We start from the raw sequence: 14,241 nt of genomic DNA, 5'->3' as shown, positions 1-14,241 counted from the left end.
TTAAGTGAACAGCATTGCCGCAATAGCGGGGCTTTTTTGTGGCTGTTCATTTCTTTACATGACTTATCTGGGCGACTTATCTGAGTACTTATTTGAGCGGGTTGGGCAGCGGCGTTAGCGGGGTTTGCGTACGGGCAGGCTGATTGCTTGCGCTGATCATCTGCAGACGTTCGCTGGTCATCGGGTGGGTCTGAAACATTTCCTGCCAGGCGCTCTGGGCCTGCTGAGAGAGCATATGATCGAAGAATTCAGCGGCGCCTTCGGTATGGCCATAGTGTTGCTGCAATATATCCAGCGCCATTCGGTCGGCGGCACGCTCCATATCGCGACTGTAGGACAGCAGTGCCAGCCAGCCGCCCTGTTGGGTCAGCGCCGAGGCAGAACTGTTGCCGATCAGCAGATTCAGCGTGGTAAGTGATAACTGCTCAGCGACTAAAGTGATGGGGTGGCGCAGCTTAACGTGGGCGTATTCGTGGGCGAGTACCATAGCCAGTGCGTTTTCCGATGACACCTGCTGCAACAGGCCACTGGTGACGAAAATATGCCCGCCAACCGTGGCGAAGGCGTTGGGCATATCCTCCTCAAGCCAGTGCAGGGTAACCGGTAGCGGTGCGGCCTGACCGGCAAGCAGGCGGCTCATCAGGGCGTTCAGCGCCTGTTCTTTCGTATAATTCGATGCCTGATCTGCTGTCTGATCTGCAGACGTTACGGCATTGCTGGCGGAATCTTCTTCTGTCTCTGGCAGGCTGGCAAACCAGTCACGCTCCCACTGATAGGGTACATGGGGCGCCAGCCACTGCGCACTTTTCAACAGTACAACCGACAGCAACAGCAATCCGGCAACCACACCGGCTGCCAGCAGCAGGAAGTCCAGCAGTGGTTTCTGATCTTTGTTGTTGATGTCGTCGGGGAGCTTTGGGTTGCCCTGCGGAAGCTGCATGGTGTGCTCAGAGCTGTGGCGCAGATGCTTCAGTAACAGCTGCGGCGGCAGGAATAAACGCGGTGCCGTAAGCCAGTACTTCCACCGAGCCCAGCCCCTGCTGGCCATTCTGACCGATGCGGCTGGTCTCAAATTTGAGATTGAATACCGCATCGGCGCCATAGGCATCGGCTTCTTCCTGCATGCGCAGAATGGCTTCACGGCGGGCACGGTCGAGCAGGCTTTCGTAGCTGCTGACACGGCCTCCGAGCAGATTTCGCAGTGAGGCGACGAAGGTTTTGAAATAATCCACCGAGATCACCACCGAGCCGCTGACCAGCACGGAATCATGATTGAGAAACTGCGCAGGTGGCGTTTTATCCGGCAGCACCAGCAGATGGCGCAGGCTGTCTTCGCGCTGATGAATACTTCTGTAGTGGCGTTTTTCTGCCAGACGGCCAAAACCAAAGCCCAGCGCCAGCATGACCAGCACAAATATCAGGTTTTCCATGGCCGATCCTCAGCGGTCTTCCACGATTACTGCGGTGCCGTAGACAAATATCTCGGACGCGCCGGCGGCAATGGATGAGGTAGAGAAGCGCACATTAATTACGGCGTTAGCACCCAGTGTCTGCGCCTGCTGTGTCATGCGGGCAATGGCTTCATCGCGGGATTCTGACAGCAGCTCGGTATAGCCTTTCAGCTCGCCGCCAAAGACGTTCTTGAAGCTGGCCATAATATCGCGGCCGGCATGTTTCGCCCGTACCGTACTGCCCTGAACCAGGCCAAGATGCTTAACAATGCGCTTGCCCGGTACGATTTCCATGTTACTGATCAGCATAATAACTCCATGAATTCACTGAATAACCCAGTGACTGGTGCGCTTATTAAGCCTCCAACTGACTGAAATGTGAATACACCTATATAGCGCCCGGGCAAATCAGCCAATCTCAACTAGACTTATCAGGAATATAAACAAGTTTTGGGACAGAACGCATGATGGAGCAATTCTCCGCATGGACACTGGGGCTGATGGTGCTGATTGCAGCGTTAACCGTCTTTTTTCATGTATTCCGCTATTCCAACCGAACGGCCGAAGTTGCCCCGAATATTCTTACCAGTATCGGTATTTTCGGTACCTTCCTCGGGGTAGCGCTGGGTCTGTGGTATTTCGACACATCCGATATTCAGGGTAGTGTGCCGAAGTTGATGGATGGCCTGAAGACGGCGTTCTGGTCGTCTATTGTGGGGTTGCTTGGGGCGTTGACGCTGAAAATCCGTGGCGCCATGTCTCAGACCGGGCGTCGTGAAAAAGCCCAGACCCGGGTGGCCACCATTGATGATCTGGACGCCTCACTCAAGCATCTCGCCGATCAGATGAATCCTGAACTGGAACAGGGTCTGCCGCAGCAGTTGGCGCGTCAGCATCAGCAGTCGCTGGCGGCCATGAGTCAGGTGGTCAACACCCTGGAAAGCTATGAAGAACGCATGGCGGAAGCCAACGCCAAAGCCCTGATCAGCGCGATTGAAACCGTGATGCGCGAATTCAATACCAAGATCAATGAGCAGTACGGCGATAACTTCAAACGCCTGAATGAGTCTGTGATCTCAATGCTGGAATGGCAGAAGCAATACAAATCACAGATTACCGAACTGATCGACGAACAGAAGCGCACCTCGGGCTCGATGAAAGAGGCCAGTGAGGCGTTCGAATACATGGTGCGTCATGCCAATGCCTTTAACGGCATTTCTGAATCTCTGCAGGATCTGCTCAACGGACTGGAAGCGCAGCGGGCAAACCTGCAGGCGCAGCTCAGCAGTCTGGCGGATCTGGTGAACAATGCAGCCGATGGTCTGCCACAGCTGGAAGAGCGTGTGGTGGCACTGACGCAGGGCATGGCCGATGCGGTGGAGAAACAACAGCGCTGGTCCAATGAGCAGCTCAGCACCATGCAACAGGGGCTGCAGACGCAATTGCATCAGGCCATTACCGACAGTGATACCCGTCTGCAACAGCAACAGAATCACAGTCTGCAGCAGTTACAGCGGCTGGGTGAGCGGGTTGAACGTCAGGTCACTGTACTGGATGAAAGCATGGAAGAAGAACTGAACAAAGCGCTGAAATCCTTTGGTATGCAGCTCACGGCATTGTCCGAGAAGTTTGTCAGTGATTACTCACCGCTAACAGAAAAACTCCAGCGTCTGGTTAAGATGGCCGAGCAGATCGATGAATGAAAATGAACTCGAACAGCTGAAAGAACAGGAAGGCCACTGGGTTGCCGTCTCTGACCTGATGGCCGGTCTGATGATGGTGTTCATGCTGATTTCTGTGGTGTTTATGATGAATGTCGAAGAAGAGCGCAATAAAGTGCGCGACGTCGCCATTCTTTATGATCATCTGCGGGTGCAGTTGTATGAAGATTTAAAAAGCGAATTTGCCCCGGATATGGCCGGCTGGGGCGCAGAGCTGGATAAAGATCTGACCTTCCGTTTTAACAATACCGAGGTGTTGTTCGATAAAGGTCAGGCCGATCTGAAACCGGAATTTCAGGCCATTCTGAAAGATTTTTTTCCGCGTTATATGCGCATTATCGCCCAACAGAAATACCGCAATGATATTCTTGAGGTGCGCATCGAAGGGCACACCTCCAGTGCCTGGTCCGGCGCGCTGAGTGAGGATGATGCTTATATCCGCAATATGAATCTGTCCCAGGAACGGACCCGTTCGACGCTGGCTTTTCTGCTCGGGCTGAATGAAGTACACGACGATAAAGTCTGGCTGAAATCGCACCTGACGGCTAACGGCCTGTCGTCTGCCAAAGTGATCCGCAATGCCGATGGCAGTGAAAATGGCGACCGTTCACGGCGGGTAGAGTTTCATGTGCGTACTGATGCCGAAAGCCGCATCGCCACCATTCTCGATAAAGTACTGCAGTAGGCTGTTATGAAGCTTCCCGATTTTCTTGATGACGAAGGTTTTAATCAGCTCCGGGAGAAAATGGGCACGGAATCACTGGGTGAATTTGTGTTGTTTGATCCGGAAAAACAGCTGACCTATTCCGAACGTGAAGCACTGGAAGGCGGGCTGGTGGATATATCGTCACACCTGTTGCGGATACTGAAAGACAAAACCCTGGCCTACAAAAATACCCGTATCTGGCTGCAGCAGGACGATGATATTCATCTGGCCTATTGCAAAACGGTGCAGGCGCTGCGGCACCGGGAAAAAGACGTACAGATCAGCACCGGCAACTTTGATCACAAACATAAAGCCGTGTGCCTGGAGTGCCTGTCGGTATTGCAGTATCAGGGGGTTGATGCCCGCCGTATGCGCCGGGCAGAATTTTCAGATCAGGTGGTGGAGCACTTTTCGCTGGCGGATTTCAAAGTCGATTACCCTTTCTATCCGATTATCTGACGGGCGTTTCAGAGCACTGTTTTTACCCATTTTTTCTGATCCTGCCCCGCACAGAGGTTGCTGTGCGGGGCTGGACTTAGAAAATAAAATCAGCAGAAAGCTGATATCAGAAAGCTGGTATCAGAAAGAAACCGACTTCTCGCTGTTAAAGCTGAACGCTTCCGGTTTCCACACGCCCAGGTCTGGGGCGATATCGGCATTGCCCTGCAGAGCAAATTTCACCGCGTCACTGCCGGTGAGCATTTTGTACAGACTCATACCCAGTTCCGACAGGCTCAGTGACAGCGGAACAGACACCACTTTGCTTTCACCCTCACCAATATTCAGGCTCTGCATATTGCCACTGCCCAGCGATTTACCGGCAGCTTTCAGTGCGTAGCCCAGTGAATTAACGGTCAGGCCAAAGCTGTTGGGGTTGGTCACTTCCATATCCATATTCAGTTTGATACCAGACAGGCTGGCAGAATCCAGACGGATATTATTCAGTTTGATGTCCGGCATTTTCGGAATCGGCAGAATGTCTTCAAAGCTCAGTGGCAGACTGACATCACCCAGCACCGGCAGGTTCAGCTTCACATTACCTTTAATGCCATAAGGCACAGAGTTTTTACCGGCGGCGCCGGATACTGCGGAATACAGATCTTTAAAGGCCAGAGTCACCGGCAGCTTCATATGATTGCTGCCCTGCGCCGGAATGCTCATCTTACTGTCCGGCTGCTTCACATTAGCCAGTGTCGAACCGGCAATATCCAGATCCAGATCGAAACCTGACGTGTTCAGAGCAAAAGCATTCGGGTTATCAACTTTAACGTCGACCAGCAAAGTAATAGCCTGCAGTGACAGATCAGCAACCGATACATCGGCAACGGATGCCTCTGGCTTCATCACTTTGGCGACATCCTGCAGGGCAGCACAGCCACTCAGCAGAGTAAACGCTGCCAACAGCAGCAGGGAAAAAGGACGGGACAGGGCGCGCATGAATGACTCCGGTGTTAGGCAAAACAGCAGTCTATCACTTTGGGTGGAGGGAAATGGATAACTGGTTGGAGTTATTGGCGGTCTGCTTTGGCAGATAGCGGAGCTGATATGGATCGCATACCGGCTCCGTGCCTGCTGTATTGGATTTATTAAAGATAGATTCTGATGCCAGCGCCGATAATATCGATGTCGTCATCCAGACTGGTCGAGAAGGCACCCAACAGTTGTACCCTGTCAGAAAGCGAAAATCCGAGGTTCACACCAATCAGTTTGGTAGAGTCACCATTCTGAGAAGTCATACTCAGAAACGGTGCTAATTCGACGTGATCAGCTGAGTCGAGGTAGAGTCTGGCACCCACTTCCAGGCCAACTGACATGTCGGAGCCGTCGTCACTGAACGTGACTCTGTCACCATAATAGGTATCAGTTGCTGTCATCTCCACATCAATCGCGGAATACGCCAGGCCTCCCATAATGTACAGGTCGGCCTTGTTATTCAGATTGATGGCTTTTCCCAGGCTTGCGGAAACGGATTGACCGGTTGCATCAATATCAAAACGGATACCATTCTGACTGTCGTCATCATTAATGGATGCAGCACTTCCGGTCACATAGACAAACCACTGGTTTTCCAGCTCTTTGCCGAATGATGCTGTCAGTTCGTAGCCGCTGAACTCAAGATCAGTGTCTTCCACACCTATGGTGGTAAAACTGTAGCTGAGTTGGGCTGCATCATAGCTGAAAGGACTTTCTGCCTGAGCAGAAGCGGCCAGAGAAAAAGTGATTAACGACGCTAAAATACGTTTTTTCATGCAATGTTCCATATATGCATTATAAAAGATGGGGTATTGGTACTTTCGTACTCTTTTGGCCACGCTACCACACTTAACGAGAAAATCGTTAATAGTGAAATATGATAATTTTGTGACATGGCCGGGACGGCAGAGTCTGTAGAAAGATGGCTTTCGGTGCGGTTTATGCGCTGACTTTGCGGAAAATATCTGGTCAGGCTTTGGAGGGTAATGGAAGACCTGATGGCCTCCCCACAGGAGTCCGACAATAATGGTTAAGTTATTGATTTATAAGTTTAATGACTTTTTAGTCATTAAAAGTTACCCCTCAAGTTACCCCTCTGTTTTTGATGGTGTAGGCGAACAGGGATCCAGTTTTTTGGTGCTATCAAAAAAATTGGAAAGGTTTTGGGAAGGGTAAAAAAATTTTCCCCGCGCTTTCTCTTTTTTATTTTCTCTTAAACAGAATGTTTATGGTTGGTTTAAGTAGCATTTTACCTTGCTGCGGTTTCCCGGTAGCACACTACAAGGACTAAGCCTGGATAGAGCAGCTGTGCCTGCTATGTTCGCATGCTGCAAGGCGTACCAGATGCTCTCAGTCAGAAGTCACCATCCAAATGGATTTCAATCTTTCCACTGTATGCCGCCATTTGGTGGCCGTGGGCTTACAGACTGTATTCTGGTTACCGAACAGCCCCGTCTCTGAGAAAGCCTCTGATGCCGGTACGGTATGCTGCCAGCGAACAGGAACAACATACTCTGCGGATTCATCAGGTTCATCGATAAAAGGCTGATAGTCCATCTGAGTCGGTAACTCTGTCAGGCCCTTACCTTCTGCGGTGAAATCGCTAAGACGCTGCCGCTCTCCGGTTACGATACCAACCCCCACATAGCCGGTTTTCGGGATGTTTACCCAGATACGGTCGCCTTCTGCCAGCATGTTCAGAGTATTGGAATACCACTGGCCGCCGCCGGCTGCGATGTAACCGTACCGTCGGGCATCTTCCCAGTTACGGCGTTGGTCTTGTCCGAAGGACACATAAAATTCACCATTCCAGGGTTCTCGGGCGCCACGGGTGCTGACCAGCTGTTGAGTTTCCTGTGGGTCGATCATCCATGCACGGGACAGGTAGCGGTTGTCCCCGTCGGTAAACGCAGAGAAAAACACGGCATTGATACCAACGCCGTGACGGTCATTCAGGTAAGTGATGATTCGTTCTGTACTGGCATCCAGTTCAGAAGCAACAATCACCATCTGGTGGGAATCATTCAGGCTGACGTCAGCCAACGGTTGGCCAAACTTCGTTTTAAATGCGGCATCCAGGCTTTTTATTGGCAGGGCATGACGTTCGGCGAATTCCACATAACAGTCGACCAGCTGGTTATCCTGCATGGTTTCAACCCATGATGCATAATCAATGGTCTGAGCCACCACGTCGCGGGGTGTTTTGTCCCGCTTAAGCTCAATGATAATAACGCTGCCATTGGCATCCAGTGCCAGCAGGTCGATGCGTTTGTCGAAGCTGGTGCGCACCTGCCGGCCGATCAACAGCCAGTCAGCGTTGATGATGGAAACATCCTGCACAATCAGCTCTTCCAGCTGGTTCTCATCGTCCAGCCGGGCAGTTTCAAGCCAGGTTGGTGTGCTGACGGTGTTGTTATCGGCGTTTATGCGCCAGATACCTTGTTGAATGGCCATCATTGATCTCTTTTTACATAGGTTATAGGTCAGTGTACTGTGTGAATATCACTCATATTGACTCATTTTGAGTGATATTCACTTGACGGCCAGCCCTGCTATCAACTAATGTTACGCGTAACACGGCCCCGATCGGATACAGTGATAAGTCCATTATCCTGTAGCTGCTGAGGGGTTTTTTAATGCCTCCCGTCTAGTCATTCAAGCCCCAATCTTGCCACCCAGTTATTGTTCCCAGCGCATCCAGTGATAGAGCAGGCTCATCACCGTTTAATGGAAACTCATTCAGTAAGTTTGATAAACGTTCCCACCAGCTAGTTGTGGGGTTAATCGTTTGTAGCAGGTGATGAATTATACAAAACAGAAGGAATGGTCTGGCAACCAAACGTCCATCATCCCATGCATGCAGGAAAGCGAGGGTTTCTGTCTTAGCAGGCTTTTGAGGCTGGTCGATGATGTTTCTGTTCCAGAGGCGGCTGTGATGAGCACAGACGTTACGCAGGTAGTTCAGGCTACGTAGCCATGAGGCAAAGACACCGCCATTCTTGATGCCATACCTGTTCGATATCATATCTTGGTGTTCATTTTTGAGCCCGGCAAACAGGCGTGACATACAACCGAAGTCCCAGACTTCACAGGCAATCCAAATGGCGATCGGTAGGCCGTACTTGTCTTTGTTGTGTTTAATGAACTCTTCTTTGGATCGATCAAGCAACTTTGCATGGTTAGCGAGCCATGCGTGATAGTCGCTTAGTCCGCCTCTGCTGTTTAGCTTCCGTGTAAAGTTGTCAGAAAGCAATTCTGGTCTGAGGTAAGCGAATGGGTCAATTTCACCAAGTGTATGAGATATATCAACCCTCAAAGCTACTTCGATTCGCTCTAACGCATCAAGCACCAATAATCGTAATTTTTTATCGAATACGTATAAATCAACGGCATCCTGAAATCGTAGGCCGCTTTTGAATGAATCTAAGGGGAATGTCTGAACTTTCTTGTCCTTCTTAGATGGTTTTCCTGCGATTTCAGGAACAGAGCAGGCTAGACCAGAGCGCTCTCTAAATGGGTACCAATAGCCACTCAATCGATAGTATCCGATACGGCGCAGGGTAAGTTCTGCTCGTGGCTTGTCAGTGACTTCCAGACCTTGCACCTGAAGTTTATCTATCTGCTCACTAACGCTTAGCCAGGGCTTGTTGTAGCTCATAATTTATCCATCAATCTACCTGTTACAGAACCATCGTAATGTACTGAAAATGTTTTGCAGGTCTTTTTCACTCTGGCTGAACAAAATTAAGTTTGTACTCGTCTGAGTCTGGAACAGCCTCGTAGTAGCTGTATCCCAAAAATTGGGCGTGCAGCCGAACTATCTCCTTCTGTTCATCCGGCATGTTTGTTCCACATATCACTGAGAGAATGCATTCGGGCGGAACCTGGAGCATACAGATAACATCGGGATCAGAGGCGTCGTAGTATTTGTCTCCGATGTCAGTGATCGATACCAGTTTGTCACTAACTGCCTCCGGCTGGTAACCCGGGTACTTGTGCCGCAGTTGTTTATCATAGTATTCCGGAGTGCACAGCGTTGCATCTGCTTGGTAAAGGTCATTGAGCAGGCGATGTTCTTTTTCATAGATCCATTCGTCAGACTTCTCGAAATAGATTCGGGTATTGTCAGCCATATGAAAGCCGTTCTGCAATTTCTGGGGGATGGCTTTCATTCTGTCTTTACGGTAATGAACCCGGCCCAGTTGACGGGATTTACTACCGTCTTCTTTGAAAAAGTCATGTGTGGTATCGAAGGCAACCACGATTCCTCGATGGTTGTCTGCGTAATGACTCCACATAAGCAGGTTATCGTAGGTTTCAGAGAAGGAGGAGATGCCCATTTTTTTGAAAGCTCGCTTTAAAAACCCACAGTTGAAGTCAAATAGTTCTTCGCTGACCTCTGTTTCTGGCGTCATCTCAAGCTGGGCATGAATATCCAACCTGTGGTCAAACATATATTTGTTGGATGGACGTAATTCAAACGGGTCGTTCAAAGCGCTACGTGGAGTGCAGCGCAGGTAGAAATTACTGAAAAATTCATCTCTGTACGGCATGTATTTGTAAAGACAACTATTACTCAACTTCAAACCACCCGGCAGAGATCAGTTCAACATTGTCTGGTTGAAGCCAGTTGTTACTTAGCTCAGTGAGCCGTCTTCCTGCAGCCTGTTGGAAGCGAATTATTGTTTGCTTGTTCTTTTCCGACGTGCTGCTGTATGTTCCATTGGCCAGTGGTACGGCTGTCAGTTCATAAAGCTCGCTGGGGTTGATCTTAATCGAACCATCTGATTGTATAACCCAGGTTATAAACTCTTGCTTTTGTCGTTTTCCGCAATCGTTTTGCCAGCGCAAATAAGCAGAGGCAATGACCGCCCCATCTGAGTCTGGGTATTGAATGACGGCAGTTTGTCCACTAAACGTATAGGACTTAGCTTCTTTAATGAAATGTTGCATTAAGAAGTGATCCATATCCAAAATTTCAATGTCAGCTCTCTGAGCAGCAATAATATCATTTAGTGTGAAAGACCAGCGCGATCGTCTGACACCCAGTTTTTCCATCAGGTTCTCCGGTAGTCGAACATGCCAAACTTCACTGGCATTGGTTTTTTCAACAATCTCTATGTTCAGGTAGCCAAACATCCCTTCTACGAAGCTGTAAATATGAAACTTAGATGGCTCAAAGGTATCAAGTCGGTTTTCAGGGTTGTAGCTGGATGCATTTTCAAACAGGTCCCGTTGCTTGTTAGCGGCATCTTTAGCCCGAAATAAAGCATCGTTAATCCGTTCCTGAGTACGGTTGATGTTGTTTTCAGGAGCTTCATTAAGGATGGTTTCCATGTCGGCTAAGTCAGCTACCTGGCCAAGAATGTCATCACCTAACCGCTCATTGTATTCGTCTCCCACCGTCGCAAGGTCTTTTACAACCTGATTGATACGTTCATACATGAGACTGATGATTTTCTCGTCTGCCGTAGTAGGGGAGTGTATATTAAAAACCAACACTACTTTCTTTTGCCCATAACGGTAAAGACGCCCAATGCGTTGAACCAGACGCATCGGGTTCCATGGTAAATCATAATTTACCATGATGTGGCACTGGCTCTGAAGGTTGATACCTTCACCGCCTGCTTCTGTAGAAATAAGAAACTGGCCGTTGCCTTCAAAGCGCTTTATTGCCTCCCGGCGGTCGATGGCTTTCATCGAACCATTGATGAGTTCAACTTTATCAACTCCAAATTTTTGAGCTAAAGCTTGTTGAATATAGTCCTGAGTTGATCGATATTCGGTAAAGATTAATACCTTCTCATTGGGCGACTCATTCAGGATGCTGTGTAACATGGAGCTCATAAACTCTTTGAGCTTTCTGTCGTGTGGTATCAATCGTTGGCAACGCTCAATCAGTTCTTCCAGTAGCGGAAGCTCACCTGCGAAGAACTCATCATCAGTTTGACTGATAGAAATTTCTTCAAACTCGCCTGCATATCGCTCATCTTCTTTTGCGTATTCAATTTCACCGGAAATCATGCCTTCTAAACGCGCCTTGCGTCGAACAAGTGAGTTATAAATAGCCTGGACACTTGAGGCTGCCAACTTGCGGTAGACTGTCATTACAAAGCCGATTGCGTTGCCTGCTTTGCCTAGCTGGCGTGCTTGTGCATAACCTTGCTTCAGGTAGCTTTGCAGTGCCTGGTCAAAGTCTTTGGCTTCGTCGTTAATTTCAACGCGGATGGCATGTGTTCTTTTTCCTACGAAAATAAATTTACCATCCTTATCCGTAACATCGGCTTTGTTGTTACGCAGCATCATGTCATTCAGGATTTGCGGGTTCAGTTCCAGCGTGTCTATTTTGTCTTTGAGTTCGGGTCTTAACAGATGAAGAAGGGCATGGAATTTATCCTCTTTACCTTGATGGGGAGTGGCACTCAGAAGTATTAAGGAATCTGTTTTCTTGCGTAATTTTCGAGCAAGGTTGTAGCGTTGCGATTCCTCATAGGTATTACCGTATAAGGTTCTGCTAAGCCGGTGTGTCTCATCAAAGATAATTAGGTCCCAATTATCTGCCTGCATAATGGAATCGAGATGTTCCGGTTCTTTGAGTCGATCGATTGAAGCAATAACGTTATTGTATCCATACCAGTCCCGGGGAGTATCAATCGTAAAGTTTTCACCATAGATTTTAAATTCACCCAATTTGAACTTTCCGTACAGCTCATCCTCTTTCCATTGTCTGGTCAGGCCTGCTGGCGTAATAATCAGAATTCTGCTGGCAAGGTCGCGCTGTATAAGCGCTTTAATGAGCATTCCTGTTTCAATGGTTTTACCTAAACCTACATCATCGGCAATCAACCAGTTACGATTGCCGTGATTCAGTATTTTATGAACTAAGTCAATTTGATGAGGTAGTGGGTCAATTCCCAGATGTGATAAAGCTCCGGTATTTTCATTCCAGTTTTCGATAGTGTGAGCAAGAAACTTCAGGCGAAATCGCTCTGCTGAATCGTCAGAGCCTGTATTGCCCACAACGAATCTGTGCTGAGTGGATTGGACATATGCTAAGCGCTCAAAAGGAAGCCAATGCTTTGCGCTACTCTCAGGAAATTCGACCAGAAGTTGCTGGAAGCCTGCAATTTCACGGGTTTTCAGAACGGTGCCGTAGCCCAGGCTCTTTTGCGCTGCAGAATCTGGCTTGTGCTCAACTTCCATTCCCATTTTGAATGCTGACTGCAGCAGGTCTAAGGGTACGGTGGAGGTATCGCGACCAGGTTGCCATAAAACATCTACTTTGCTTGTGTCTTTGGCGAACTGGTTTCCACTTACATATCCTACGCGCTCATTAACTGTAACAAGACAACCAATAACGGGTATCAGATTTGCCATCAGGATTCCTCTTCTTCATGTTGTTTTACAACACCCCGGCCTTCATCTGGATCTATCCAAAATGGTGTGGGAAACTTTTCTTTGTATTCGGACCGGTTGTATAAATCGACCCCCAGTTGTTCGAGTAGTGCCCTCTCATCAGCCAGAGGTGTATGCCAGCAATCATTATTCATTGCATCATAAGTTGTATAGCTGTCCATAGCTCTGTCGCCCAACATAGCCATATTCGGGCTATAGGGAGTATGTGTTTTGTAGTACAGGTACTTTACAAATACAGGGTGAGTTTTGCGTAGCACTGGCTGGTTAAACCAGTAGTCAAACTCTTCTTCGAGGAATGCCTCTACTTCATGAATATCGGGTATATCCTGAAAGTAATGAATAATACACAGCGCTTGTTTCCAGCTGAGTATTGTGTAGCGGGGTTCTGTATAATTTCCGGCCCTTTTTGCTGGGTTTAAAGTAATCCAATGACCCGTCCTGAAATAAGTTGACACCCAGGAGACTTATTTATGGGATCAGCTATCCATACAGGTAAAAAGCGCACTCAACGTGATTATTCACTTGCCTTTAAACTATCGGTTGTCGATCAGGTAGAAAAAGGCGAAATGACCTACAAACAAGCCCAGGCTCATTATGGTATTCAGGGGAGGAGTACTGTTCTCGTCTGGCTCCGGAAACATGGTACGCTCAACTGGAATGCATCTTCAGGGCGCACCATGAACAAAGAAACTCCAGAACAAAAGATCAAAAGACTCGAACGAGAACTTCGGGATAAAGATGATTATGCCTACCTGCTTGAAGAGACGATTAAGAAGGTCGATGAGATAAAGGGGACCTCCTTCCGAAAAAAGTTCTTAGACTCATTGCCAGATCATCTCAGGTCCAAGGACGAATAAGCCTGGCCAGAAGCTGCCGCTTGCTGGGTATATCCCGGCAGGCTATTTACCAGAAAGAGCAGCGAGATAAAGCGAGAAGCCTGGTACTTGAACCGGTAGTTGAGCAGGTGAAAGCATGGCGCCGCTCGTTGCCGAAGGTCGGCACACGTAAGCTTCATCACCTGCTTCAGGATGATCTGGAACGCTGGAATATCAAACTTGGCAGAGATCGCTTGTTCGATCTGCTACGCCAGCACCGACTGTTGGTCTATCCACGCCGGCAATACCGGAAAACAACGCATAGCAAGCACTGGATGCGAAAATCACCGAACCTCTATCAGCAGCTCACGATAACGGAGCCAGAACAGGCTTTTGTGAGTGATATTACTTACCTGGAAAGTGCTGAAGGCGTCCATTACCTGTCGTTGGTGACGGATGCAGGATCAAGGAAGATCATGGGTTACCATTTAAGTGACGACATGAAAGCTGAATCGGTTAGTCAGGCTCTGAGTGAGGCTATATCAAACCGGCTAACAGATAAGCCACTTATTCATCACTCTGATCGCGGATTGCAGTACTGCTCGGCCCATTACCGTGAAATACTGGAGAGCAATGGTATCGCCTCCTCAATGACGGAT

Annotated in this window: 15 protein-coding genes; 5 read left to right on the top strand and 10 right to left on the bottom strand. The window is 48.7% G+C overall.

Features of this window, described 5'->3' with window-relative positions; translation table 11 throughout:
• Window positions 1–88: 88 nt before the first annotated feature.
• From B2Z72_RS06955 to B2Z72_RS06945, 3 genes are read right to left on the bottom strand one after another with little or no spacing between them, the layout of a single operon-like run.
• Entirely contained in the window at window positions 89–940 is an 852-nt protein-coding gene (locus B2Z72_RS06955; RefSeq protein WP_296982984.1) for a M48 family metallopeptidase, read from the bottom strand.
• A 7-nt stretch (window positions 941–947) separates the two neighbouring features.
• Window positions 948–1,430, bottom strand: coding sequence for a YbjQ family protein (locus B2Z72_RS06950; protein WP_296982985.1), 483 nt, complete (start codon window positions 1,428–1,430; stop codon window positions 948–950).
• Window positions 1,431–1,439: 9 nt separating this feature from the next.
• Complete coding sequence (locus B2Z72_RS06945) at window positions 1,440–1,760, bottom strand: YbjQ family protein (protein ID WP_296982986.1); 321 nt, start codon at window positions 1,758–1,760, stop codon at window positions 1,440–1,442.
• Between the two features lie 155 nt (window positions 1,761–1,915).
• Here B2Z72_RS06945 and B2Z72_RS06940 point away from each other — a divergent pair, with 155 nt between their 5' ends.
• Genes B2Z72_RS06940 through B2Z72_RS06930 form a run of 3 tightly spaced genes read left to right on the top strand, consistent with a single transcriptional unit; the run spans window position 1,916 to window position 4,337 of the window.
• Window positions 1,916–3,154, top strand: coding sequence for a hypothetical protein (locus tag B2Z72_RS06940; protein WP_296982987.1), 1,239 nt, complete (start codon window positions 1,916–1,918; stop codon window positions 3,152–3,154).
• On the top strand, window positions 3,147–3,857 hold the full coding sequence (locus B2Z72_RS06935; RefSeq protein WP_296982988.1) for an OmpA family protein: 711 nt from the start codon (window positions 3,147–3,149) through the stop codon (window positions 3,855–3,857). The genes B2Z72_RS06940 and B2Z72_RS06935 overlap by 8 nt, the downstream gene beginning before the upstream one ends.
• A 6-nt stretch (window positions 3,858–3,863) precedes the next feature.
• The gene (locus B2Z72_RS06930) at window positions 3,864–4,337 is read left to right on the top strand and encodes a hypothetical protein (RefSeq protein WP_296982989.1); all 474 of its coding nucleotides are present in this window, start codon (window positions 3,864–3,866) and stop codon (window positions 4,335–4,337) included.
• Between the two features lie 120 nt (window positions 4,338–4,457).
• Here B2Z72_RS06930 and B2Z72_RS06925 read toward each other — a convergent pair whose 3' ends face one another.
• From B2Z72_RS06925 to B2Z72_RS06895, 7 genes are all read right to left on the bottom strand, one after another.
• Window positions 4,458–5,315, bottom strand: a complete 858-nt coding sequence (locus B2Z72_RS06925; protein ID WP_296982990.1) for an LEA type 2 family protein — start codon at window positions 5,313–5,315, stop codon at window positions 4,458–4,460.
• Window positions 5,316–5,464: 149 nt separating this feature from the next.
• On the bottom strand, window positions 5,465–6,127 hold the full coding sequence (locus B2Z72_RS06920) for an outer membrane beta-barrel protein (RefSeq protein WP_296982991.1): 663 nt from the start codon (window positions 6,125–6,127) through the stop codon (window positions 5,465–5,467).
• 574 nt (window positions 6,128–6,701) lie between these two features.
• Window positions 6,702–7,805: an endonuclease NucS domain-containing protein gene (locus tag B2Z72_RS06915; RefSeq protein ID WP_296982992.1), complete on the bottom strand. Its 1,104-nt coding sequence runs from the start codon at window positions 7,803–7,805 to the stop codon at window positions 6,702–6,704.
• Window positions 7,806–7,998: 193 nt separating this feature from the next.
• A complete protein-coding gene (locus tag B2Z72_RS06910) occupies window positions 7,999–9,009 on the bottom strand; it encodes an Abi family protein (RefSeq protein ID WP_296982993.1) in 1,011 nt (336 codons plus the stop codon).
• 67 nt (window positions 9,010–9,076) lie between these two features.
• Window positions 9,077–9,844: a DUF2971 domain-containing protein gene (locus B2Z72_RS06905; protein WP_296982994.1), complete on the bottom strand. Its 768-nt coding sequence runs from the start codon at window positions 9,842–9,844 to the stop codon at window positions 9,077–9,079.
• Between the two features lie 79 nt (window positions 9,845–9,923).
• A complete protein-coding gene (locus tag B2Z72_RS06900) occupies window positions 9,924–12,728 on the bottom strand; it encodes a DEAD/DEAH box helicase (protein ID WP_296982995.1) in 2,805 nt (934 codons plus the stop codon).
• Window positions 12,728–13,222, bottom strand: a complete 495-nt coding sequence (locus tag B2Z72_RS06895; protein WP_296982996.1) for a hypothetical protein — start codon at window positions 13,220–13,222, stop codon at window positions 12,728–12,730. The genes B2Z72_RS06900 and B2Z72_RS06895 overlap by 1 nt, the downstream gene beginning before the upstream one ends.
• Window positions 13,223–13,237: 15 nt before the next feature.
• Between B2Z72_RS06895 and B2Z72_RS06890 the strand changes: the two genes are divergently transcribed.
• Both B2Z72_RS06890 and B2Z72_RS06885 read left to right on the top strand, forming a co-directional pair.
• Entirely contained in the window at window positions 13,238–13,624 is a 387-nt protein-coding gene (locus B2Z72_RS06890; RefSeq protein WP_296982997.1) for a helix-turn-helix domain-containing protein, read from the top strand.
• Between the two features lie 20 nt (window positions 13,625–13,644).
• The coding region (locus tag B2Z72_RS06885) for an IS3 family transposase (RefSeq protein WP_296982998.1) at window positions 13,645–14,241 on the top strand (597 nt) is incomplete at its 3' end.

Source organism: Thalassolituus sp. UBA6592, assembly GCF_002433655.1.
In the GTDB taxonomy this organism is placed as follows: domain Bacteria; phylum Pseudomonadota; class Gammaproteobacteria; order Pseudomonadales; family Oceanobacteraceae; genus Venatoribacter.
This window is presented reverse-complemented; position numbering and strand designations above follow the sequence as displayed.

Coding starts and splice junctions, on each gene's coding strand:
- B2Z72_RS06940 (WP_296982987.1), top strand. CDS start 1,916: ATGATGGAGCAATTCTCCGCATGGACACTGGGGCTGATGGTGCTGATT.
- B2Z72_RS06890 (WP_296982997.1), top strand. CDS start 13,238: ATGGGATCAGCTATCCATACAGGTAAAAAGCGCACTCAACGTGATTAT.
- B2Z72_RS06910 (WP_296982993.1), bottom strand. CDS start 9,009: ATGAGCTACAACAAGCCCTGGCTAAGCGTTAGTGAGCAGATAGATAAA.
- B2Z72_RS06915 (WP_296982992.1), bottom strand. CDS start 7,805: ATGGCCATTCAACAAGGTATCTGGCGCATAAACGCCGATAACAACACC.
- B2Z72_RS06935 (WP_296982988.1), top strand. CDS start 3,147: ATGAATGAAAATGAACTCGAACAGCTGAAAGAACAGGAAGGCCACTGG.
- B2Z72_RS06900 (WP_296982995.1), bottom strand. CDS start 12,728: ATGGCAAATCTGATACCCGTTATTGGTTGTCTTGTTACAGTTAATGAG.
- B2Z72_RS06955 (WP_296982984.1), bottom strand. CDS start 940: ATGCAGCTTCCGCAGGGCAACCCAAAGCTCCCCGACGACATCAACAAC.
- B2Z72_RS06925 (WP_296982990.1), bottom strand. CDS start 5,315: ATGCGCGCCCTGTCCCGTCCTTTTTCCCTGCTGCTGTTGGCAGCGTTT.
- B2Z72_RS06930 (WP_296982989.1), top strand. CDS start 3,864: ATGAAGCTTCCCGATTTTCTTGATGACGAAGGTTTTAATCAGCTCCGG.
- B2Z72_RS06920 (WP_296982991.1), bottom strand. CDS start 6,127: ATGAAAAAACGTATTTTAGCGTCGTTAATCACTTTTTCTCTGGCCGCT.
- B2Z72_RS06945 (WP_296982986.1), bottom strand. CDS start 1,760: ATGCTGATCAGTAACATGGAAATCGTACCGGGCAAGCGCATTGTTAAG.
- B2Z72_RS06950 (WP_296982985.1), bottom strand. CDS start 1,430: ATGGAAAACCTGATATTTGTGCTGGTCATGCTGGCGCTGGGCTTTGGT.